Raw genomic sequence first — 24162 nt, 5'->3', positions numbered from 1 at the left:
CGCCCCCGCTGGTCAACCGGCGCGGCTATTCCTCGTCGCCGACCTCGACATCGCCACCGTCTGTCTCGTGCGGGGTCAGCTTCAACGTCACCGTGTGTGTGGCCTTGCTGCTGGTCTCCTTCTTTCCTCCCAGACTGATCACGCTCCATTTCAGCCCACCGGTGACACCTTTCGTGCCGGTCAGCTCCAGGCCGAGGTTCAAAGTGATCTCGCCCATCGTGAACCGCACCCCCTTGTCACCACTGCCCACCGGATCCGCGATCCGACGCTCAGCCTCGGCGATCTGGTCCCGCAACAGCGCGATCGCGTCCGCCAGCCCCAACCACTCCCCACCCGTACCGTTTGTGCTGTTCATGTCTCTCCCCTCCTGCTCCCCCTGCCTTCACACAGGTCGCGCACCGGCCCGATTCCCACAACCAGCCCGCACCAACCCTTTTATCTTCAGGGCCTGTTGCATCCGCCCGCGTGTATTGTCAGTGTCGGTCGCAGCAAGCCCGGCGAGCAAGCCGAAAAGTCGGCGGAACCGGCGGGAGGGCCGGCCGCGGGGAAGTGCCTCATGCCTGGTTCTGTTGGGCTGTCAGCCCTTCGCCATGCTCACAGACGTACTGGACAACTGCTTCCCGACATCGGTGAACAGAGCCACGCACCGCCCCTTCCGAGCAGGACGTTCGGCGGGTACCGCCCCTCTCCGGCCGGGCCAAACCGCCCGATCTCCGGATCATCTCCATGTCAGCCCGTGTGCCAGGCCCCGCCGCCCGTCCGAGAGGGGACGCTGTGATCGCCCACCTGCAGCACGCCACCACCTCGGCCGCGCTGATTCCCGCCCTCTACGGGCAGGACGACCCGCACGACCGGCCGCGCCCCCGGCTGATCGCAGCCGGCTACCGGGGTGCCGACCAGCGGCTTCCCCCCTTCAGCGACCCGCAGACGGTCCTCAGCGGCGCCCTGGACGACCCGGCCGCACGGATCACCGGAGCGGCCCGTGTGGATGTGCTCGGTGCGCTCCGATCCTCGCCACCAGGACCTGACCGACGCCCAGTGGGCCGACGTCGCACGGCGCCTGGTCTCCGCAACCGGGCTCGCCCCCGAAGGCGATCCCAACGGCTGTCGGTGGGCCGCGATCGGCACTCTCGACCGCTAGGTGCACATCGTCGCCACCGTCGTTCGCGAGGACGGCAGCATCCACGGCACCTACCGGGATGCCCTTGCCGACGACGCCGCCGTTCGGTTCGAGCTTGATGGTGATCCAGAGTTCGGGCACAGGGCAGTCCTTGGCGGTGGTGACGGAAGGTACGCGCCGCGGCGGAAGGTACACGGCGTTGCAGGCGGCAAGTCGCCCGGGACCGTTCGCCGGCGCGACGGCCGTCTCGGCGATCATCGACCCTGTGCGATGGGAGCTGTCCGTACCCCAGTTCCCCACGCGGCTGTGCTCCGAGGGCCTGCCGGTGCGGTGGCGCCTGAACGGATCCGTTGCCCCGTGCTGGTGATCCACGGGACCGCCGACACCATCACGTCCGCCAAGGAGACCACGCACTTCGCCAAGGAGCTGGCCGCGCTGGGAGACGGCCACGACAGCGTCCTCCTGGAGGGCGGTGACCACTACCTGTCGGCCCCCGCAGATCGGGAGCAGGCGCTCCGCGCCGAACTCGACTTCTACCAGGGCATCATGAGCCGCCCAGGAGTGTGACAGCCACGCCGTCGGCTTCCGGCAGCACCGTCCGGGCGAACTCGCGCAGTTCCCGGGCCGGGGCATGGTCGGCAGGTCCGCCAGGTAGCCACGTACCCGCTCGAGACACCTGCTCGAGGTGGAGAAGCGGAAACCCTCACCATGACCGTCGCCGCCACCAAACTTATGATCACCCACCAGCCCGTCGCACGGTAGGGAGGTTGGTATGCGGTCGCTTGCCCTGCGTGTCTGAGGACGGAGTGTGGGCGACCAGGACAAACGGCCGGTGATCGAAACGTCCTGAGGTGGCCGATGTCCGAACGGGCATCGGCCACCTCAGTTTGATCGGGTCAACTACCCGTTGGTGCAGACGATGCCGCTCACGAGCCCGCCGATCGGGCCGAGCGCTGCAAACACACCCTCAAGCGGGGTCGTCGGGCAGGGAATGGGACCTGCGGCCGGGCGCGCTGCACCTGCGGCCGCCGAACCGACGCCGCTGGCCGGGGCGGCGTGGGCAGTGCTCGCCGCACCGGCCAGCGGGACGGCGCCCATGGCCAGCACGAGAAGGGAAGTGCCAACACGGCGGCGCATCTTGGAGACGGACATGGCTGCTCCTCACCATCGGGGGCGAACCGGAACGGTTCACAATCATCTAATCCACTTGGCGGAGTACTGCCCACCGCGCGCCGCAAGTGCTATTCCGAACGGGCTACAACCTCGCCTCCCCGCCGAGCGCGCCCCGAAGCACCGCCCGGCCGGCCACGCGATCCGGTAGCCCCGATGGTCGAGGTCGGCCGTGGACGTTCCCCTCACAGCCAGGCGCAGCTTCCTGGCGTCCCGTCGAAAACTTTCTCTACTCGCTCAAGGGCGGCGCACAGCGCCGCCCCTGATCTTCGAAAGAGAGCCACCGCGGAATCCGGCCCGCAGCACCGCGGAAGCCGTGCCGCGGCAGCCCCGAAAGATCAACTCCCGGCCGTATCGGCCTGACCCCGCGCCGCCATGCCGTCGAGGATCACCCGCAGTCGGCGCACACCCGAGAGCGTTCCCTTTAGGAACACGACCCCCCGGTCGTCGTCGGCCCACCCCGCCCGTGCCTTGACGAGATCATCACCGACCAGCCCCAGTCCGACCAGTGCCGCGATCAGGTCGACCGCCACCGCCCTGGCCTCAAGCCACGCGCCCTCCAACCAGCTGGACTGGCACAAGGGGCAGCCGCGGCGCAACCAGGCCGCGATGGGCCTGGAGCTCACCCTGAGAGGGCAGAGTGCCGGTGAGATCGTCGTGAAGAACGGCGGCCAGCAGCTGGACGACGGCGACTCGCTGGGATGCGGCGGTGGCCTCTAGCCTGCCCGGCATCTCCGTGTCCCGGCTGAGATCGGAGCCGACCGGAGACCCGCCGCACTCCAATACCTCCTGGCGACGATGCGTCAGGAAGGTCAGAAGAAGACACCCGAGCTTCGCTTCAGCACCTCGCGCACGCCGAGAGGCCTCCGGCGTCGGTCACTCCAGCCTGACCAAGAGGCCGGCTACTGACCAGACATCCACCGCACAACAACACCTGACGAGCTGCCGTCCGAGGTCAGCAAAAGTCAGCATCAGGACGAGTAGACCTTCCCGGACAAGCACATACTCGAGCGTTCGCCCATGGCGTGCCGACCCCGGCCCGCCTCGCACGCAGCCTGCGACCGTACGGCCAGGTGCACGGAGAGCAGCTCCTTCGATCCACTTTACTCGCGCGATTTATGTCGATATGGTCAACTTTCCGGGTGATTGATGCGGCCCTGAGTGCGCCAGTCGATGCAATGGGGTGACGGACCGGACTTGAGGGGTGACGCGTTGTTCGCCTCAGGTCTTCCTGGCCCTCTACAGGCCGCCGTACTTCTTCAAGTAGTGTCGCCAGCCGGGCCCCCGGGGGCCCGTGACTTCCTTGCTGCTCACGATCCGTACCTACGGCTGGAGTTCACGGCGATGACGGCGGCGACCGGGATTGATGCGCGCTTTGCGTACCGTGTCTACCTCTCACTTCTTCGCACCGAGGAAAGCGGCATATGCCCGGAGGACCTCGCCCGGGACCTCGGCGCCGGGGTCGGCGAGGTCCGGGAGGCCGTCGAGTGGCTGGCCGGGAACGGGCTGCTCGACCGGGGGTCGGAGGCGGCGGCGGTCACGCCGCAGAGCATTCTGAGACGCTTGGTCGCCGATCAGCAGGAGCGCCTGGCGGAGTTCACCCGGGCGCAGGAGCTGATCTCCGACCTCACCGACGGCTTCCTCGCCACTCCGGCCTCCGCGGGGGAGAGTCCGGCGGTCGAGGTGGTCGAGTCGCGGGCGCAACTCGGACAGCGGCTCGGCGAGTTGCACGCCTCCAGCCGGTCCGAGGTGGCGGTGATGCTGCCGACGGCGGCCGAGCGGGAGGCGCTGCACCCGTGCATCCGCGAGGATGTCGAACTGCTGCGCCGGGGTGTCCACTACCGGCTGGTGGCGCCGGCGTCCGCGCTGGCGAGCCCGGCCGTCGTGGAGTACGTGAACGCGCTCCAGGAGGCGGGCGCGGAGATCCGGACGGCGGAGTCGCTGCCGCTGCGGCTGGTCATCGTCGACCGGGAGAAGGTGGTCACCCGGTCGCAGGTCGAGGGGCTGCGCCGCAGTGTGGTGATCGACGGCGGACTGCTCGCCCAGCTCTTCACCCGGGTCTTCGAGCACAGTTGGTCCACGGCCACGCCGTACACCCGGCGGCGGCGCGGCGGCGGTTCGACTCCGGTGCTGTCCGGGACCCACCGGCTGGTGCTGCGGATGATGGCGGCCGGGGCCACCGACAAGTCCATAGCCCGCCACCTCGGTTACTCGGACCGGACGGTGCGGCGGTTCGTCGCCGAGATCCTGCGGGTGCTGGAGACGGACAACCGGCTCACGGCGATGGTGCGGGCCACCCGGCTCGGGCTGCTCGAACACGAGGGCAGGGAGGGCAGGGAGGGCAGGGAAGCGAGGGACGGCAGGGAGGCGAGGGAGGTACGGGCGGCGCAGGGCTGATACCGGTGACCGCCCGGACAGCGGAGCGAAGCAGCAACTCCTGTCACAGCAGCCCCCGTTCGGCGGCGATCCGGGCAGCGTCGAAGCGGTTGCGCCCGTCGAGCTTGCGCATCGCGCCCGAGGTGAGGTTGCGCACCGTCCCGGCGGCCAGGTAGAGCTCGCGGGCCACCTCCTTCACCGAGGCGCCGGTGGCGGTGAGCCGGAGGATCTCGCGTTCCCGCGCGCTCAGCACCTGCTCCGCGACGGCCGTCCGGACCGCCGGCCCGTCGGGCGCCGGTTCGGCCTCGCCCGGGGCCGGGCGGCCGCCCGCGGCGGCGTCCCGGATGGCGTCGACCAGGCGGGGGATCTTGGTCTGCTTGGTGACGACGCCGAGCGCCCCTGCCGACACCGCCCGGTCCACCAGGGTCCGGGTGGGCCGGGCCGCCATCAGGACGACCCGGCAGTCGGGTAAGCGTTTCCCGAGCTCCCGCACCAGGCGGAAGCCGCCCTGGGCGGTGCCCATGCCCAGTACGGCCACGTCCGGCCGGCGGCGGACCGCGACCGGGACGACCATCGAGCTCCGGTTCACCGCCCCCACGACCTCGAAGTCCTTCACGGACGCGAGCACTTCGGCGATCGCGTCCAGGGGCAGCAGCTGCTCGTCGGCTACCAACACACGAATGGTCATCACTAGGTCTCCCCCGAGGATCCCGTGAACGGAACTCATGGTGATCATTGCGGTGGTGATCATTGCGGCCGCGCCCCAGTGTGCGGGGGACGGCCCGCTCCCGTCGACGGCACCCGGGCGTCCGGGTGCGGACATGTCCTCAGCAGGACCGGTGGGTCCAGGTCGGTCTACGCGTGTCATTCGGTGACCCCTCAACTTATCCCGGGTCCGGCGGCCGACCCGAGGCCCGCGAGCAGGGACGTGACAAGTGTCAGTAAAAGCAGGTCAAAGCCTTGTCGGCGGTGACCGGCCGGGACCACGATGCGCACTGGTGATCGACTGCCGCGCGGGGCCCGTCCGCCCCGCGCGGCCCCCGTCACCCACTGCCCCCCGACCCCTCCGCCGCCCCTACAGCCTCCGCGCGGCATCCGGCCGTTCCCGGCCGTCCCGACCCGACACCGCTCGCGCGGCACCCTCCCGCGCGGCTCCCGTCCGCCCCGATCCCGCCCCGACCCCTGCCCGTGCCCCGGCCGGCCCTCGCCCCAGCGTGCCCCCGCACGCCCCGGGCCGTGCGCCGCCCCGTGCCCGGACCGGCTCACCACGGATGCCCGAGGAAGAGGACATGCACACAGACCCTGTGGTCCAGGACCCGACCCAGGCCCTGGCCGTCGTAGGCATGGCGGGACGGTTCCCCGACGCCCCGGACGTCGACAGCTTCTGGCGGCTGATGATGGAGCGGCGCGACGCCATCGGCCCCGTCCCCGCGACCCGTTGGGACGCCACCGCGCAGCTCGACCCGCAGCGCGAGATCCAGGCGGTCGGCGGATTCCTCACCGACGTCGACCGGTTCGACGCCACCTTCTTCGGCATCTCCCCCCGCGAGGCCGAGATGCTCGATCCGCAGCAGCGGCTGATGCTGGAGGCCGCGTGGCGGGCGCTGGAGGACGCCGGGACACCGGCCCGCGCGCTCGCGGGCAGCCGGACCGGCGTGTTCGTCGGCGCCGGCTGGCACGACTACGAGCACGTCGGCCGCAAGAGCGCCGCCGGGGTCACCCAGCACACCGCGCCCGGCTACGCGCTCGACATGATCGCCGCCCGGGTCTCCTACTTCCTCGGGCTCACCGGGCCCAGCCTGGTCGTCGAGACCGGCTGCTCCTCCGCCCTGGTCGCGGCGCACCTCGCCGCCCAGGCCCTGCGGGCGGGCGAGGTGGACGCGGCGATCGTCGGCGGTGTCGCGCTGATGCTCGACCCGACCGCCTCGATCGGCCTGACCTACTTCGGCGGCCTCTCCCCCGACGGCCGGTGCAAGGCCTTCGGTGCCGGGGCGAACGGCTTCGTGCGCGGCGAGGGCGTGGGCGCCCTGTTCGTGAAGACCCTCGCCCGGGCGCAGGCGGACGGCGACCGGATCCACGGCGTCATCGCCGGCACCGCGGTGAACAACGACGGCGGCGGGCAGAGCGTCGTCGCGCCCAGTCCGCTCGGCCAGGAGCGGCTGCTGCGCGACTCCTACCGGCACTGGGGCATCCCGGCCGACCGGGTCGCCTACGTCGAGGCGCACGGCACCGGCACCTCGGTCGGCGACCCGATCGAGGCCGGCGCGGTCGGCCGGGTGCTGGGGCAGACCCGCAGCGCGGACGCCGGCCCGCTGCCGATCGGCTCGGTGAAGACCAACATCGGTCATCTGGAGGCCGCCGCCGGCATTCCGGGGCTCTTCAAGGCGCTGCTGGCGCTGCGCCACGGCGTGGTGCCGCCGAGCCTGCACTCGGCGGAGCTCAATCCGGAGATCGCCTTCGACGAGCTGAACGTGACGGTGGTCCGCGAGCCGTTGCCGCTGCCGGCGGACGAGCAGGTCTTCCTCGGTGTGAGCAGCTTCGGCTGGGGCGGCACCAACGCGCACGTGGTACTGACCGGGGCACCGCGGACGGAGACACCGGTCGCCACCGACGACCATGCCACCGACGACCATGCCGCCGACGACCACGCCCGCGACGAACACCGCGCCCCTGTGCTGCTGCCGGTGTCCGCGCACTCGGAACAGGCGCTCTCCGAACGGGCCCGCGAGCTGCGCGAACTGCTCACCGCGCCGACCGGCCCGGCGCTGCCCGCGCTGGCCGGCACCCTCGCCTGGCAGCGCGACCAGTTCCCGGTCCGGGCCGCCCTGCTGGCCGCCGACGCCGCCGGAGCGGCCGCGCAGCTGGAGCGGCTGGCCGCCGACCCGGCCGGTGCCGAGCCGGTGCCCGGCGTGTTCACCGGACGGGCCGCGACCGTCGGCCGGACCGCCTTCGTGTTCCCCGGCCAGGGCTCGCAGTGGCACGCCATGGGCCGCGAACTCCTTTCCTCCGAGCCGGTGTTCGCCGCCGTGATCCACCGCTGCGCGGCCGCGCTGGAGCCGTACACGGACTGGGACCTGGTCCGGGTCGTCTCCGGCGAGGCCGGGGAGGAGTGGCTGTCGCGGATCGACATGCTGCAACCGACCCTGTGGGCCGTCTCGCTCGGCCTGTGCGAACTGTGGCGGGCGGCCGGCGTCGAGCCGGACGTGGTGGTCGGCCACAGCCAGGGCGAGGTCACCGCGGCCACGGCGGCGGGCATCCTCTCCTACGAGGACGGCGCGATGGTCGTCGCCCGGCGCAGCGCGATCGCCCGCCGGACCTCGGGCCGGGGCCGGATGCTGGCGGTGGACCTCTCGCTGGACGCCGCGAAGGCGGCGCTGTCCGGCTTCGAGGAGGGCGTGTCGCTGGCCGTGAACAACGGCCCGAACAGTTGCGTGCTCTCCGGTGACACCGAACTGGTGCTGGCGCTCAAGGAGTTGCTGGAGGCCGAGGGCACCTTCTGCCGGCTGGTGAACGTGGACTACGCCTCGCACAGCCCGCAGATGGACGAGCTGGAGGACGACCTGCTGGCGGCACTGCGGTCGGTGCGGCCGGGCCGGGGCGGCGTCGAGCTGATGTCCACGGTGCGGGTGGCCCCGGTGGAGGGGCCGGAGCTGGACGCCCGGTACTGGGTGGACAACCTGCGCCGGCCGGTGATGTTCGCCGACGCGATGGAGCGGCTGTTCGACACCGGGGTGACCCATGTGGTCGAGATCAGCCCGCACCCGGTGCTCACCCCGGCGCTGGAGCAGCTGGCCGCGCAGCGGCCGATGCCGCCGCAGGTGCTGTCGACGCTGCGGCGCGACCTGGGCTCGCCGGACACGGTCCGTGAGTCCGTGGCGCGCGGGTACGTCAGCGGTCTGGAGCCGTTCGGCGCGCTGCCCCGGACCGCCTGGGCCCCGGTGCCGCCGTATCCGTGGCAGCGGGCCGTGCACTGGGTGGAGCAGGGCCGCCGACGGGCCGGGGGCGGGGCCGGCGAGGAGCTGCGGCTGGTGCCGTCGGTGACCGAGCAGGGCGCCTGGACCGGCCTGCTGGAGCTGGCCCCGGCGGACATCCCCTGGGTGCGCGACCACCGGGTGTACGACGCGGTGGTGCTGCCCGGCACCGGGATGCTGGAGCTGGCGCTGCGCACGGCGCTGGCCAGGACCGGCGGCGCGCACCGCACCCTGGCGGAGGTCGGCCTGCACAGCCATCTGACGCTCACCGAGGAGCCGGTGACGGTGGCGCTGGGCTGGCGGGACGATGTCTCGGGCGGCGGCAGCTTCACGCTGTCCTCGCTGGAGCCGGGCGGTCACGGCTGGGTGCGGCACGCCTCGGCACGGGTGCTGGCGGAGGACACCGCGCCGGACGCGCCGTCGTTCCCGGAGCGGCTGCTCGCTCTCGACGCCGCGCCGGCCGCCGCGTTCTACGCCGACTGCGCGGCGCGGGGCCTGAACTACGGTCCGGCGTTCCAGGGTGTGGTGGGGCTGCGGGCCGGGGCGGCGGAGTGCCTGGCCGAGGTGCGGCTGACGGAGGGGTGCCTGGCCGGCGGCCATCCGCACCGGCTGCACCCGGCGCTGTGGGACGCGGCGCTGCAGGCCTCGATCCCGCTGTTCCCGGGCGAGGAGGCGGCGGTGCCGGTCGGCATCGGGCGGGTGCACCTGCACCAGGACCTCGCGGAGCCGGTGACGGCGCTGTGGTCGCACGCGGTGCGGCGGGACGGCGGCGAGGAGGTGGACCTGTTCCTGTTCGACGCCGGGCGGCGGCCGGTGCTGAGTCTGCTCGGTCTGCGGATGCGGGCGCTGGCGGCCTCGGCCGATCCCGGTGCCGTGGACGCGGAGCGGATCCACCGGCTGGAGTTCCGGCCGGAGGAGCGCGTCGACGAGGCCCCGACGGACGCGACCGGCGCACCGCGGCACACCGGCCACTGGGCGGTGTGCGCGGCCGACCAGGTCGGCGGCACCGCGGCCTGGGCGCGGGCCGGGGAGCTGGCCGAGGCGCTGGGCGCGCTCGGCGGCACGGCGCTGGCCCAGGTGGCCGACGGCGCGGACGCCGCGCGGACCGAGGTCTGGCAGGAGCGGCTGGCCACGGTGGACGGGCTGGACGGTGTGGTGTTCCTGGCACCGGGCGCGGACGCCGGGCCGGACGCCCAGCGGGCGGGTCTCGCCGCGCTGGCCGCGCTGGTGCGCGCCTGCTCCGCCCGGCCGCTGGTGCCGCGGCTGGTCGTGGTGACCGCCGACGCCCAGCTGCCGCCGTCGGTGGCCGGGGCGGTCGATCCGGGCGCGGCCCTGTACTGGGGCTTCGGGCGGGTGCTGCGCCGTGAGCACCCCGAGCTGCGGCCGGTGCTGGTGGACGTGGCCGGTGACGAGGCCGGCTGGGCGGCGCGCTGCGCCGTCGAGCTGTCGGCCGGGGACGGCGCGGACCAGGTGGTGCTGCGGGGCGGGGAGCGGCTGGTCGGCCGGCTGGTGCGCGGCGCGGCGGGCCCGGCGGACGACCCGGCGGAGCCGGCCCGGCCGCGCTGGCGGTCGGCGGCCCCGCAGCCGTTCCGGCTCGCCCCGGACGGCCGGGGTACCTGGGACGGGCTGGCGTTCCGGCCGTTGGAGCGGCGGGCGCCCGGTGCCGGGGAGATCGAGCTCGCGGTGGGGTCGGCGGCGCTGAACTTCATCGACGTGATGAAGGTGATGGGCACCTACCCGGACCCGACGGCCGACGCCCGGCTGCTCGGCCTGGACGGCGCGGGCGTGGTGACCAGGACCGGCGAGGGGGTCACCCGCTTCGTCCCGGGCGACCGGGTGGTGGCCTGCACCAGCGGCGGCGCGCTCGCCACCCACTGGACGGTGGCGGCCGACCACGCCCAGCACGTGCCGGAGGGGATGGCGGACGCCGACGCTGCGGCGTTCCCGGCGGTGACCATCACCGCCTGGTACGGGCTGCGGCACCTGGCCTCGCTGCTGCCGGGCGAGACCGTGCTGATCCATTCGGCGGCGGGCGGGCTGGGGCTGGCGGCGATCGCGGTGGCGCGGCTGCTGGGCGCCGAGGTGCTCGCCACGGCGGGCAGCGCGCACAAGCGGGCCCGGCTGCGCGAGCTGGGGGTGCGGCACGTCTTCGACTCCCGGGACCTCTCCTGGGCCGACGAGGTGCGGGCGGCGACCGGCGGACGCGGGGTGGACGTCGTCCTCAACTCGCTGACCGGCGCGGCGATCCCGCTGGGTCTGGAGGTGCTGGCCGAGGGCGGGCGGTTCGTCGAGGTCGGCAAGGCCGACATCTACGGCGGGCGCACGCTGGCCCTGGACGCGTTCCGCAAGGGCATCGCGCTGGCCTCGCTGGACCTCGCCGGGGTGATCGCCCGTCGGCCGGCACTGTTCACCCGGCTGTTCGCCGAGGTGTGGGAGCGGGTGGAGGCGGGTGAGCTGGCGCCGCTGCCGGTGCTGTCCTACCCGTTCGCGCGGGCCGCCGAGGCGCTGCGGGAGATGTCCCACGGCCACCACATCGGGAAGTTCGTGCTGTCGGACCCCTCGACGGTCACCGAGGTGGCACCGGAGCCGCTGCGGGACGGCCGGTTCCGGGGCGACGGCACCTATCTGATCACCGGTGGGCTCGGGGCGCTGGGCCTGTCGCTGGCGGAGTTCATGGCCGGGCGCGGCGCGGGCCGGCTGGCGCTGGTGGGCCGTTCGGCGCCGGGGCCGGAGGCGGTGGCCCGGATCGGGGCGCTGCGGGCCCGCGGCGTGCTGGTGGAGACCTTCGCGGCCGATGTCGCCGACGCGGCGGCGGTGCGCCGGGTGCGCGAGCAGCTGCCGCCGCTGCGCGGGGTGGTGCACGCCGCCGGTCTGCTGGACGACGCGACCGTCCTCAATCTGACGGCGGAGCAGCTGGACCGGGTACTGGCGCCCAAGGTCGACGGCGCGGTCCACCTGGACGCGGTGACCGAGGGCGATCCGCTGGACTTCTTCCTGCTGTTCTCGTCCGCGGCGGCGCTGTTCGGCAACGCCGGGCAGGCGGCGTACGCGGCGGGCAACGCCTTCATGGACGCGCTGGCGGTGGACCGGCGGCGGCGCGGGCTGCCCGCGCTGAGCGTGCAGTGGGGCCCGTTCAGCGATGTCGGACTGGCCGCCGCGGAGGACAACCGCGGGGCCCGGCTGGCGGAGCGCGGCATGGCGGGCTTCTCCACCGCCGAGGGCTGGCGGGCGCTGGAGGGGTTCCTCGGCGCCGACGAGCAGGTGGTCGCGTACGTGCCGATCGACCTGCGGCAGTACCAGGAGGCGTACCCGGACACCGCGACGCTGGACAGCTGGAGCGCGCTGCGCGAGCTGGCCCGGGGCGGCGGGAGCGGCAGCAGCGCGGGCGCGGCCTTCCTGGCCGAGCTGCGCGGGGCTCCGCAGGAGCGCTGGCCGGAGCTGCTGGAGGCCAAGGTGCAGGAGCTGGCCGGGCGGGTGCTGCGGCTGGAGGCCGGGGCGATCGACCGGGACACGCCGTTCAAGTCTCTGGGTCTCGACTCGCTGATGGGTCTGGAGCTGCGCAACCGGCTGGAGGCGGCGTTCGGGCTGCGGCTGTCGCCGACGCTGCTGTGGACGTACGGCTCGGCCCGGGCGCTGTCGGCGGTGCTGGCGGAACGGCTGCTGGGCGATCCGGCGGCGGGCGAGGACGGCGAGGACGGCTCCTCGGGCGAAGCGGCTACGGAAGGCGAGGGCTGAGCGCATGACGGAGCAGCAGCAGGGCGGCACCGCCGCGCCCGCGCCCACCCCGCTCACCCGGGCACTCGACACCGTCCGCAAGCTGCGGGCGCAGCTGGACGCCGCGAGCGGCACCGGCCCGCTGGCCGTGGTCGGCATCGGACTACGGCTGCCGGGCGGCATCGCCGACCTGGACGGCTACTGGGAGGCGCTGGCCGAGGGCCGCGAGCTGGTGGGCCCGCTGCCCGCCGGGCGGCGCGGGCCGTTCGCCGCCGAGTGGGAGCAACTGCCGCACAGCGGCGGGTTCCTGGACGAGGTGATGGACTTCGACGCGGAGTTCTTCGGCATGGGCGCGGCCGAGGCCCGGGGCGTCGACCCGCAGCAGCGGCTGCTGCTGGAGGTCGCCTGGGAGGCGCTGGAGAACGCGGCGCTGCCGCCGGACCGGCTGGACGCGGCCCGCACCGGGCTGTTCGTCGGCATCACCGGCCAGGAGTACTGGGACTGGCACAGCGGCGAGTTGGACACCCACTGGGCCGGCGGCAACGGCCACTGCTTCACGGTGGGCCGGGTGGCGTACGCGCTGGGGCTGGCCGGTCCCGCCATCACGGTGGACACCGCCTGCTCCTCCTCGCTGGTGTCGGTGCACCTCGCCCGCCAGGCGCTGGCCCGCCGGGAGTGCGACGTGGCGCTGGCGGGCGGGGTGAACCTGGTGCTCTCGCCGCGCGCGACCCGGCTGCACCAGCTGGCGGGCACCCTGTCGCCGGACGGGCGGTGCCGGCCCTTCGACGCCCGGGCGAACGGCTTCCCCCGGGGCGAGGGCTGCGGCGTCCTGGTGCTGAAGCGGCTGGAGGATGCGCGGCGCGACGGCGACCGGGTGCACGCGGTGGTGCACGGCTCGGCGGTCAACCAGACCGGCCGCTCGACCGGCTTCACCGCGCCCAATGTGCTGTCGGAGGTCGCGCTGACCGAGGCGGCGCTAGCGGACGCCGGGCTCGCCCCCGCCGACATCGGGCTGGTGGAGGCGCACGGCACCGGCACCTCGCTCGGGGACACCATCGAGATGGAGGCGATCGCCGCCGCGCTGGGCCGTCGCAACGGCGGGGCCGAGCTGAGCGTCGGCTCGGTCAAGGCCAATCTGGGCCACCCGGAGTCGGCGGCCGGGGTGATCGCCCTGGTGAAGGCGGTGCTGTGCCTGCGGCGGCGCGAGGTGCCGCCGCTGGTGAACTTCACCGCCCTCAATCCGCTGATCGACCTGGACGGCACCGCCATCACCCTGCCGACGACGCTGCGGCCCTGGCCGGAGCGCGGCGGGCGGCACGCGGCGGTGAGCGCGTTCGGCATGGGGGGCACCAACGCCCAGGTGATCCTCGGTGCGGCCGAGGAGGCCGAGGACCGCGCCGCGACCGTTCCGGTGGCGGGCTTCGAGCTGTCCGCCCGGACGCCGGAGGCGGTGCGGGCGCTGGCCGAAGCCCTGCACGGGCGGCTCGCCGGGCTGCCGGACGGGTCCTACCCGGCGTTCGCCTACACGGCCGGTGCCGGGCGGGCCCGGCACCGCTGGCGGGCGCGGATCGCCGCCGCCGACCGGGCCGCCGCGCTGCGGGCGCTGCGCGGGCTGGCCGAGGGCGGCGCGCCGTCCGGAGTGGTGCTCGCCGAGCGTGCGCAGCACGACCGGGACGAGGCCGACGGCGGGTTCGCCGGCCTGCCCAGGGCCGTGCTGGATCTGCCGAACTACCCGTGGCAGCGCCGCCGGTACGCGCCCGAGGCGCCCGAGGCGTCGGCAGCCGCGGCGCCTGCGGCCGCCGACGCGCCCGCGCCCGCGCCCGCGGTGGAACGGCAGCAGCCCGCCGAGGAGGGGACCGGGCGCGCCCTGTTCGCCCTGGAGTGGGCCGAGGCCGGGCACGGCACGGGCGCGCCGGCCGGCGCACCGGGCCGCTGGCTGCTCTTCGCCGACCGCGCGGGCACGGCCGGCGCCCTGGGCGCCGAACTCGTCGCCCGGCGCGGCAGCTGGGTGACCGTCACCCCGGGCGGCCGTTCCCGGCGGATCGACCCGCTGCGGTACGAGCTCGACCCGGCCCGCCCGGAGGACCTCGCCGCTCTGCTCAAGGAGCTGCGCGCGGCCGGCGACGAGCCGTGGGCCGGGGTCCTGTACGCCTGGGGCCTGGACGCGGCCGCCGGACCGGCGCCGCGGGGCCCGGTGCCGTTCCCGCTCCCGGCGGCGCGCGAGGACGCCCTCCGCCCGGCCCCGCCGCTGGTCCGGGAACTGGCCGCCGAGGGGCTGCCCGGAGCCCCTCGCCTGGTGCTGCTGACCCGGGGCGGGCAGCGGGTGACCGAGCGGGACGGGGCGCCCGACCCGGTGCAGGCGCTGCTGTGGGGTGCGGCCGAGGTGGCCCCGGCCGGGACGGACGCGCCCCGCCCGCTGCTGGTGGACCTCGACCCGGACCCGGCGCGGGACGACGCCGCCCGGCTGCTGGACGTGCTGCTGCGCCCGGCCGGGGAGTTCTCCGCCGCGCTGCGCGGACCGCTCGCGTACACACCGGTCCGGGTGCCGCAGGACTCCGCCGACGGCACCGAACCCGCTTGGCAGCGGCGGCCGTTCGATCCTGAGCTGGACACCAACCAGCGGCTGCTGGCGGTCCGGCCCGGTCTGCTGGAGAGCCTGACGCCGACCCGCTGGGAGCGGACCGCGCCCGGCCCCGGCCAGGTGGAGATCGAGGTCGCGGCGGCGGGGCTGAACTTCAGCGACGTGCTCAAGGCGATGGGCGCCTACCCGGGCGCGGCCGGCACCGTCCCGCTGGGGGTCGAGTGCGCGGGCCGGGTGAGCGCGGTCGGCCCGGGGGTCGAGCGCTTCCGGGTCGGCGACCGGGTGATGGCGGTCGCGCCGTCCGCGCTCGCGTCCTGGACCACCACCGAGGAGCACCTGGTCGCGCCGAGGCCGTCGGCACTGGACGACGAGCAGGCGGCGGCGGTGCCGGTGGCCTACCTCACCGCCGTCTACGGGCTGCGGCACCTGGCCCGGCTGCGGAAGGGCGAGACGGTGCTGGTCCACTCGGCGAGCGGCGGTGTGGGCCTGGCCGCGCTGGCGGTGGCCCGGCGGTGCGGGGCGCGGGTGTTCGCCACCGCGGGCACGGCCGCCAAGCGCCGGTTCCTGCGCGAACTCGGCGGCGTGGAGCTGGTGGCGGACTCCCGCTCGACGGACTTCGCGGCAGAGGTCGCGGCGGCCACCGGCGGGCGCGGGGTCGATGTGGTGCTCAACTCGCTGACCGGGGAGGCGTTGCGGCGCGGTCTGGCGCTGCTGGCGCCGGGCGGGCGGTTCGTCGAGCTGGGCAAGCGCGACATCCACGACGACAGTCCGATCGGCCTCGGCGGGCTGAAGGCGAACCGAGCGCTGTTCGCGGTCGACCTGGACCACACCTTCCACGCGCAACCGGAACTGCTGGCCGAGCTGTTCGAGGAGGTGGTGCGGGGGTTCGAGGACGGCGGCTTCGGGCCGCTGCCGGTCACCGTCCACCCGTTCGCCGGGGCCCGGGAGGCGTTCGCGGCGATGGCGCAGGCCCGGCACACCGGCAAGCTGGTGCTGCGTCCGGAGCCGGAGCCCGAACTGGCGGTGCCGCCGACCCGCTCGGTGGTCCGGGCCCGGGCCGGCTACCTGGTCACCGGGGGCACCACCCCGGTGGCGCTGGCCGCGGCCCGCCGGCTGGCGGACCTGGGGGCACGGCGGATCGCCCTGCTCGGCTCCCCCGGCTCGGCCGCGGACGCCGCCGCGGAGCCGGTGGTGGCCGAACTGCGCGCCCGGGGCGTGGAGACGGTGCTGCCGGTCGCCGATCCGTCCAGTGCCGAGGAGGTGGCCGCCGCGGTGGCCGCGTTCGACACCCCGGCGGCGCCGCTGGCCGGGGTGGTGCACCTCGCGGGCGCCGAGGCGGCGCACCTCGCCACGACCGATGCGGCGGACGGCGACGGACCGGCGGAGGACGAGGACGACCCGCTGACCGCGGCCGGCCCGGCCGCCGACGCCTGGCGGCTCCATCTCGCCACCGCCGAAAGGCCGTTGGACTTCCTGGTGCTGTCCGACCCGGCCTCCGCACCCGGCCGGGCCACGGCGCTCGGTGCCTGCCTGGACGCGCTCGCCGGGTACCGCAGGGCCGTCGGACTGCCCGCGCTGAGCGTGGACGGCGCCGGACTGTCCTCCCTCGCCCGGCTGTTGGGCAGCCCGGCCGCGATCGTCCGCTCGGCAGGCGGCGCGGGCACCGCACAGGGCGGCTCTCCCGGGACCGGCGCCGCGGCGGCGGACTCCGACGGCGGGGAGGCGCTCCGGCGGCAGCTGCTGGCGGTCGAGCCGGGCCGGCGCCGCCGGGCCCTGCTGGTCCGGCACTGCCGGGAGCTGGCCGCCCGGGTGCTGGACGGCCCGGGGGCGCCGGACCCGGCGGCGATCGACAGCTCGGCGCCGCTGGCCGGCCTCGGCTTCGACTCGATGCGGACCCTGGAGCTGCGTTCGCGGCTGGAGCTGTCCCTCGGCGTCCCGCTGCCCGCCACGCTGGGCTGGCAGTACCCGACGCTGGACGCCCTGGTGCCGTTCCTCGCCGAACGGATGGGGATCCTGCTGGAGGCCGCCGCCGGGGCCGAGGACGCCGAAGCCCCGCACCACCCGCACCGCCCCGACCGCCCGCACCGCCCGGACGCCGGCCTCCACCGGTTCCACGGCGCCGAGGTCGACCTCCACGGGCCCGCGGACCCCTACGGCCCCGTCGGCCCCGAGGACCTCGACGGGCTGTCGGAACGCGAACTGGAGGCCCTCCTCCTCGCCAAGACCGAGCAGTTCGACACCAGTGCCGATCCGACCGACCGGGGGCAGGGACGATGACCACGCGCGAGCACACCACCCGGGGCGACACGCCCGAGGACCGCACCGGCTCGACGACGGCGATGAAGCGCGCCTATCTGACCATGGAGCGGATGCAGCGCCGGATCGACGAGCACGAGCGGGCCAGGACCGAGCCGATCGCCATCGTCGGCGTCGGCTGCCGCTTCCCCGGCGGGGTCACCGACCCGGACTCGTACTGGGAGCTGCTGACCGCCGGCACCGACACGATCGGCGCGATCCCGGCCGACCGCTGGGACGTCGAGGCGTTCTACGACGAGCGGCCGCGCACCCCCGGGAAGCACAGCACCCGCTGGGGCGGCTTCCTGGACCACATCGACCGGTTCGACCACGAGTTCTTCGGCATCTCCCGCCGGGAGGCGGTGTCGATGGACCCGCAGCAGCGGCTGGTGCTGGAGGTCGCCTGGGAGGCCCTGGAGGACGCCGGGCAGGCGCCGGACGCGCTGGCGGGCAGCCGGACCGGGGTGTTCCTCGGCATCTGCAGCAACGACTACGCCGGGCTGCTGTTCCGCGAGCCGCAGGACATCACCGCCCACGCGTCCACCGGCGTCGCGCACAGCATCGCCAGCGGCCGTCTCTCCTACCTGCTGGACCTGCGCGGGCCGAGCGTCTCGGTGGACACCGCCTGCTCCTCCTCGCTGGTCGCCGTGCACCAGGCCTGCCAGAACCTCCGCCTCGGCGAGTGCGACCTCGCGATGGCGGGCGGCGTCAACGCGGTGGTCGCGCCGGACGCGGCGATCTCGTTCTCGCAGTTCCCGGAGATGCTGGCCGACGACGGCCGCTGCAAGACCTTCGACGCGGCGGCGAACGGCTTCGTGCGCAGCGAGGGCTGCGGCGTGGTGGTGCTCAAGCGGCTCTCGGACGCGCGCCGCGACGGCGACCGGGTGCTCGCGGTGATCCGCGGCTCGGCCGTCAACCAGGACGGGCGCAGCTCGGGACTGACCGCGCCCAACGGCGCCGCGCAGCGCGAGGTCTTCCGCCGGGCGCTGGCCGCCGCCGGGGTGGGTCCGGACCGGGTCGGCTACATCGAGACCCACGGCGCCGGGACCAAGCTGGGCGACCCGATCGAGGTGTCCGCGCTGGCCGAGGTCTACGGCCGCGCCGAGGGCGCGCCGCTGCACCTCGGCGCCGTGAAGACCAACCTCGGCCATCTGGAGGCGGCGGCCGGGATCGCCGGGCTGATCAAGGCCGCGCTCTGCGTGGACCGGGGGCAGATCCCGCCCAATCTGCACTTCGCCGAGCTCAATCCGCACATCTCCTTCGAGGGCACGACCTTCGCCGTGCCGACCGCGCTCACCCCGTGGCCGGCCGAGGCCGGGTCCGGATCCGGGTCCGGGTCAGGCGGGGCGCGGCGGCTGGCGGGCGTGAGCAGCTTCGGCTTCAGCGGCACCAACGCGCACCTGATCGTCGAGCAGGCACCGGACGCCCCGGCCGTCCCGCCGGGCGGCGGGACGGACGCCGGGGCGGGCGCGGGGACGGCCGACGGACCGGGCGAGGACCGCCCGCTGTCGGTGCTCGCCCTGTCGGCGCGCAGCGGCGGCGCCCTGCTGAAGCTCGCCCGCCGCTACCAGGACCGGCTGGCGAAGGCCGGTCCCGCGGACGCGGCCGACCTGTGCTTCTCCGCGAACACCGGCCGCTCGCACTTCCCGCACCGCCTCGCCGCCGTGGGCGCGACTCCCGGCGAACTCGCCGAGCGGCTGGCGGACTTCGTCCGCGACGATCCGGGCGAGGGACTGCTGCTGGGCCGGTCCGGGGGCACCCCGGCGGGATCCGGACCGGCGGCCGAACCGGTCTTCCTCTTCACCGGACAGGGGCCGCAACGCGCGGGCATGGCCCGGCGGTTGTACGAGACGCAGCCGTTCTTCCGGCGCACCCTGGACCGCTGCGACGAGATCCTGCGGGACGTGCTGCCGGCGCCGCTGCTCGCCGCCGTGTACCCGGACTCGGCGGCGGACGGCGAGCTGATCAACACCATGGAGTTCGCCCAACCCGGGCTGTTCGCGGTGGAGTACGCGCTGGCCGGACTGTGGCGCTCCTGGGGGGTGGAACCGGCCGCCGTGATCGGCCACAGCCTCGGCGAGTACGCCGCCGCCTGCTTCGCCGGCGCGCTGTCGCTCGAGGACGGCCTGCGGCTGGTCGCCGAGCGCGGCCGGCTGCTCCAGCGGCTCGCCGAGTCCGGCGCGATGGCGGCGATCGCCGCCCCGGCGGCCGAGGTGGCCGCCGAACTCGCCCGCCACGACGAGGCGCTGGTCGCCGTCGCCGCGGTGAACGGCCCGGCGAACACCACCGTCTCCGGGGTGCGGGAGGTCGTCGACGAGGTCTGCGCGGCCTTCGCCGCGCGCGGCGCCGAGGTGCGGCGGCTGCGCATCTCCACCTCCTCGCACTCCCCGCTGGTCGAGCCGGTGCTGGAGCCGCTGCGGGCGGCGCTGGAGAAGGTCCCGTTCGGCGCACCGGCCGTGCCGCTGCTGTCCAACCTGACCGGCGGGCTGTGGCCGTGGGACAAGCCGCTGGACACCGACTACTGGCTGCGGCACGCCCGGCAGCCGGTGCTGTTCGCCGACGGGGTGCGGGCGCTGTACGAGCTCGGCCACCGCACCTTCCTGGAGGTCGGTCCGGCGCCGACCCTGCTGGGCCTGGTCGGCGAGGTGCTGACCGGTGACGACGTGCTGATGCTGCCCAGCCTGCGGCCGAAGTACGACGACTGGGAGGTCCTGCTCGGCAGCCTCGGGCAGCTGTACGCCGAGGGGGCCGAGGTCGACTGGGCGGGGTTCGACCGGGAGTACCGGCGGGCCCGGACGTCGCTGCCGCACTACCCGTTCGCCGCCACCCGCTGCTGGCACGAGCCGAGCGGCGACGGCTCCGCCGCGGCGCCCGTGCGGCGCCCCGCCCCGCGGGCCGAGCGGGCCGAACGCGTCCCGAGCACCGAAGGCCCGGCGCGCACCGAACGAGCCGCACGCGCCGAGCGGACCGAGCGGCCCTCCTCCGCCCGGACGGCCCCGGCCCGCCGGCTGCCCGGTGCCCCCGGCCGGGCCGCGGCGAGCGCGCTGCCGACCAGCGCCGAACTGCTGGCCGCCCCCGCCGAGCAGCGGGTCGAGACCCTGGTCGCCGGACTGACCGCCAGTGTGCGTGCCGCCCTGGGCTCGCGCGCGGCCGCCGTCGACGCGGACGCGCCGCTGTCCACCCTCGGCCTGGACTCGCTGATGGCCGTGGAGCTGCGCAACGAGATCCAGGGCCGGCTGGGCGTCAAGGTGACCGTCGCCGAGTTCCTCAAGGGCGCCACGGTCCGCAGTCTGGCCGGGCAGGTGGTCGAGGGACTGGCGGCCGCCGGGCCCGCCGCCACCGCCACCGGGGAGGCGGCGCCGATCCGCCGGGCGGCCCGCTCCACCGACCACGCCCCCGTCCCCGGCGCCGTCACCGCCCCCGGCACCGCCACCGACCCCACCGCCGAGCTGCTCGCCCTCCTGGAGCAGGTCACTGGGGAGTCGGAGCGGATCGATGACTGAGCTCGACGAGCGCCTCGCCGCGCTCACCCCGGAGCAGCGGGCGCACCTGGAGCGCCTGCTCGCCGAGCGGCGGGCGGCCGACGGCACGGCCCCTCCGGCCCCGGCGGCCCCGGCGGCCCCCGCGGCCCCCGCGGCCCCGGCAGCCCCCGCCGAGGACGTCTTCCCGCTCTCGCTGTTCCAGCAGGGCATGTGGTTCCTGGAGCAGGTCCGGCCCGCGAACCCGGCCTACGTGGTGCCGGGCGCGGTGCGGGTGCGCGGCCCGGTGGCCGCCCGGGTGCTGCACGCGGCACTGCGCGAGGTGGTCCGCCGGCACGAGGCGCTGCGCACCACTTTCGCGCTGCGCGAGGGCCGCCCCGTCCAGGTGGTGCGGCCGTCCGTCGAGCCCGAACTGCCCGTGACCGACCTGCGGCAGGCCGGCCTCACCCCGGCCGGGCTGGACGAGCGGATCGCGGCGGCCGCGGTCGGCGAGCCGTTCGACCTGGAGACCGGGCCGCCGCTGCGGCTGCACCTGCTGCGCACCGGCGAGAACGAGTCGGTGCTCGTGCTGGCCCTGCACCACCTGGTCTCGGACCGCTGGTCGTTCTGGGTGCTGCTGGCCGAACTCGTCGCGCTGTACGAGGCGTTCGCGGCCGGCCTGCCCTCGCCGCTGCCCGAGCTTCCGGTCCAGTACGCCGACTTCGCGCTCTGGCAGCGCGAGCAGCACGAACAGGGCCGCTGGTCGGAGCAGTCGGCGTACTGGAAGGAGCGGCTGGCCGGGGCGCCGGCCGCCCTGGAGCTGCCGACCGACCGACCGCGTCCGGCCGTCCAGGGCTTCAACGGCGGCACACTGCCGTTCGAGCTGCCCGAGCCGCTGCTGCGCGGGCTGTCGGAGCTGGCCCACCGCCGGGGCGCGACCACCTACATGGCGCTGCTGGCCGTGTTCACCGTGCTGCTGTCCCGGTACGCCCGCTCCCAGGACGTGGTGGTGGGAGTGCCCGTCGCCGTCCGCGACCGGCCCGAACTGGAGCCGCTGATCGGCTACTTCGTCAACGCCCTGCCGATCCGCACCGAGCTGGGCGGCGGGCCCTCGTTCACCGGGGTGCTGGACCGGGTGCGGGCGTCCTGCCTCGACGCCTACGAGCACCAGGAGGTGCCGTTCGAGCTGGTGGTCGGCGAGCTGGGCACGGCCCGCGACCTCAGCCGGCCGCCGGTGTTCCAGGTGAGCTTCGCCTACGGCCGGGAGGCGGTGCCGGACCTCACCCTGGGCGGCGCCCGGCTGGAGCCGGTGCCGGTACGCGGCGGCGGCGCCCGGTTCGACCTGGAGCTCCAGGCCTTCGACCGGGACGGCGGACTGAGCGGCTGGTTCGAGTACGACCGCGACCTGTTCGACGAGTCCACCGTCGCCCGGCTGGCGGAACGTCTCGGCCGGCTCGCCGAGCAGGCCGTGGCGGATCCGGAGTGCCCGGTGGAGCGGCTGGAGCTACTGACGGAGGCCGAACGCCACCGGGTGCTGGTGGAGTTCAACGACACCGCCCGGGAGTGGCCGGACGGGTCCGGCTGGATCCACCAGGCCTTCGAGGAACGCGCCCGGCTGTCCCCGGAGGCGGTGGCGCTGCGCTTCGAGGGCCGCTCGGTCGGCTACCGGGAGCTGGACCGGCGGGCGAACCGGCTCGCGCACCGGCTGCGCCGGCTCGGCGTCGGCCGGGACACCGTGGTCGGCGTCGGCATGGAACGCGCGCCGGAGCTGGTGGTGGCGCTGCTGGCGGTGCTCAAGGCCGGCGGCGCCTATCTGCCGCTGGACCCGGAGCTGCCGGCGGCCCGGCTGGAGCACATGGCGCGGGACGCCCGGGTGCCGGTGCTGCTCACCCAGCGCCGGGTGCTCGGGCGGCTGCCGGCGGTCGATGCCGAGGTGCTGTGCGTGGAGGAGTTCGAGGCCGGGCCGGGCGACGAGCCCGACACCGCCCCGGAGGTCGCCGTCGGCGGCGAGGACCTCGCCTACGTCATCTACACCTCCGGCTCCACCGGCACCCCCAAGGGCGTCATGAACGTGCACGCCGCGATCCGCAACCGGCTGCTGTGGATGCAGGACGCCTACCGGCTGGACGCCACGGACCGGGTGCTGCAGAAGACGCCGTTCTCCTTCGACGTGTCGGTGTGGGAGTTCTTCTGGCCGCTGGCGGCTGGCGCGACCCTGGTGCTGGCCCGGCCGGAGGGACACCGGGACACCGGCTACCTGGCCCGCACGATCCGGCAGGAGGGCGTGACGACGGTGCACTTCGTGCCGTCGGTGCTGCAGGCCTTCCTGCGCGAGCCGGTGGAGGAGTGCGTCAGCCTGCGCCGGGTGGTGTGCAGCGGCGAGGCGCTGCCGCGCGACCTCCAGGACCGCTTCCTGGCCCGCTCGGCCGCCGCCCTGTACAACCTGTACGGCCCGACCGAGGCAGCCGTCGACGTCACCCACTGGACCTGCGGGCCGGACGACGACCCCCGACGGCCGGTGCCGATCGGCCGGCCGATCGCCAACACCCGGATCCTGGTCCTGGACGAGGCGATGCGGCCGGTGCCGGTCGGGGTGCCCGGCGAGCTGCACATCGGCGGCCGGGGCCTGGCCCGGGGCTATCTGAACCGGCCCGACCTGACCGCCGAGCGCTTCGTCCGGGACCCGTTCGACCCGGACCCGGCGGCGCGGCTGTACCGCACCGGGGACCTCGCACGGTTCCGCGAGGACGGTGCGGTGGAGTACCTCGGCCGACTGGACCACCAGGTGAAGCTGCGCGGCCTGCGGATCGAGCTCGGCGAGATCGAGGCCGTGCTGACCGAGCACCCGGGGGTGCGCGAGGCCGTGGTGACGGCCCGTCCGCACCGGACCGGGGACGTCCGGCTGGTCGCCCATCTGACCGCCGCCGACGCCGGGGCGCCGCCCGGGCCGGCCGAGCTGGCCGCCCATCTGCGCGGCCGGCTGCCCGGGTACATGGTGCCCGCGGCCTTCGCCGTGCTGGACGCGCTGCCGCTCACCCCGAGCGGCAAGGTGGACCGCAACGCGCTGCCCGAGCCGGGCGAGCACGCCCCGGCGGCGGGCGCACCGTTCACCGCGCCCGGGGCCGGGCTGGAACGGTCGCTGGCCGGGCTGTGGCGCACGGTGCTGGGGGTGGAGCGGGTCGGTGCCCACGACAACTTCTTCGACCTCGGCGGGCACTCGCTGCTGATGGCCGAACTGCGGTCGCTGCTCGCGGCGGACCTCGGCCACCGGGTGTCGATGGTCGACCTGTTCCAGCACCCCACGGTGGCCTCGCTGGCCGCCCATCTGAGCCGGTCCGGGGCGGATCCGTCCGCCGCCCCCGGCGCGGCCGCGCGCGAGCGCGCGGAGAACCGACGCCGGGCCGGTGCCCGGCGGCAACAGGCGGCCGTGCGCCGTGCCCGTTCCTGAGAGCGCGATGTGAGAGAGCGACAGGTGAC

The 24162-nt window shown here is 75.1% G+C and carries 11 protein-coding genes; 7 read left to right on the top strand and 4 right to left on the bottom strand.

Features of this window, described 5'->3' with window-relative positions:
* Window positions 1-25: 25 nt before the first annotated feature.
* Entirely contained in the window at window positions 26-355 is a 330-nt protein-coding gene (locus ACIPYS_RS07865; RefSeq protein ID WP_360012677.1) for a trypco2 family protein, read from the bottom strand.
* Window positions 356-967: 612 nt separating this feature from the next.
* Window positions 968-1378, bottom strand: a complete 411-nt coding sequence (locus ACIPYS_RS07860) for a hypothetical protein (protein WP_400744585.1) — start codon at window positions 1376-1378, stop codon at window positions 968-970.
* Between the two features lie 99 nt (window positions 1379-1477).
* On the opposite strand from ACIPYS_RS07860, the gene ACIPYS_RS07855 reads away from it, so the two are divergent.
* Complete coding sequence (locus tag ACIPYS_RS07855; protein ID WP_360012673.1) at window positions 1478-1687, top strand: prolyl oligopeptidase family serine peptidase; 210 nt, start codon at window positions 1478-1480, stop codon at window positions 1685-1687.
* A gap of 333 nt (window positions 1688-2020) precedes the next feature.
* Here ACIPYS_RS07855 and ACIPYS_RS07850 read toward each other — a convergent pair whose 3' ends face one another.
* Window positions 2021-2272, bottom strand: a complete 252-nt coding sequence (locus ACIPYS_RS07850) for a hypothetical protein (protein ID WP_400744582.1) — start codon at window positions 2270-2272, stop codon at window positions 2021-2023.
* Window positions 2273-2761: 489 nt separating this feature from the next.
* On the opposite strand from ACIPYS_RS07850, the gene ACIPYS_RS07845 reads away from it, so the two are divergent.
* Together ACIPYS_RS07845 and ACIPYS_RS07840 are read left to right on the top strand one after the other, a co-directional pair.
* Complete coding sequence (locus ACIPYS_RS07845) at window positions 2762-3010, top strand: hypothetical protein (RefSeq protein ID WP_400744579.1); 249 nt, start codon at window positions 2762-2764, stop codon at window positions 3008-3010.
* A 624-nt stretch (window positions 3011-3634) separates the two neighbouring features.
* Window positions 3635-4687, top strand: coding sequence for a LuxR C-terminal-related transcriptional regulator (locus ACIPYS_RS07840; protein WP_400744576.1), 1053 nt, complete (start codon window positions 3635-3637; stop codon window positions 4685-4687).
* Between the two features lie 43 nt (window positions 4688-4730).
* Here ACIPYS_RS07840 and ACIPYS_RS07835 read toward each other — a convergent pair whose 3' ends face one another.
* Window positions 4731-5354 (bottom strand): response regulator transcription factor, encoded by a 624-nt coding sequence (locus ACIPYS_RS07835; protein WP_030395401.1) that lies wholly within the window; start codon window positions 5352-5354, stop codon window positions 4731-4733.
* Between the two features lie 601 nt (window positions 5355-5955).
* Here ACIPYS_RS07835 and ACIPYS_RS07830 point away from each other — a divergent pair.
* The 4 genes from ACIPYS_RS07830 to ACIPYS_RS07815 are packed head-to-tail and all read left to right on the top strand — an operon-like array spanning window position 5956 to window position 24133.
* Complete coding sequence (locus ACIPYS_RS07830) at window positions 5956-12372, top strand: SDR family NAD(P)-dependent oxidoreductase (RefSeq protein ID WP_400744572.1); 6417 nt, start codon at window positions 5956-5958, stop codon at window positions 12370-12372.
* A 4-nt stretch (window positions 12373-12376) separates the two neighbouring features.
* Window positions 12377-17209: a beta-ketoacyl synthase N-terminal-like domain-containing protein gene (locus ACIPYS_RS07825; protein ID WP_400744569.1), complete on the top strand. Its 4833-nt coding sequence runs from the start codon at window positions 12377-12379 to the stop codon at window positions 17207-17209.
* Window positions 17206-20730: a type I polyketide synthase gene (locus tag ACIPYS_RS07820; protein ID WP_400744566.1), complete on the top strand. Its 3525-nt coding sequence runs from the start codon at window positions 17206-17208 to the stop codon at window positions 20728-20730. Before ACIPYS_RS07825 ends, ACIPYS_RS07820 begins: the two co-directional genes overlap by 4 nt.
* Window positions 20723-24133 carry an amino acid adenylation domain-containing protein gene (locus ACIPYS_RS07815; protein ID WP_400744563.1) on the top strand — a complete coding sequence of 1137 codons (3411 nt, stop codon included), beginning with the start codon at window positions 20723-20725 and terminating at the stop codon, window positions 24131-24133. Before ACIPYS_RS07820 ends, ACIPYS_RS07815 begins: the two co-directional genes overlap by 8 nt.
* Window positions 24134-24162: the final 29 nt, after the last annotated feature.

Origin of the sequence: Kitasatospora sp. NPDC089913 (assembly GCF_044748625.1) — a bacterium.
Classification (GTDB): domain Bacteria; phylum Actinomycetota; class Actinomycetes; order Streptomycetales; family Streptomycetaceae; genus Kitasatospora.
This window is presented reverse-complemented; position numbering and strand designations above follow the sequence as displayed.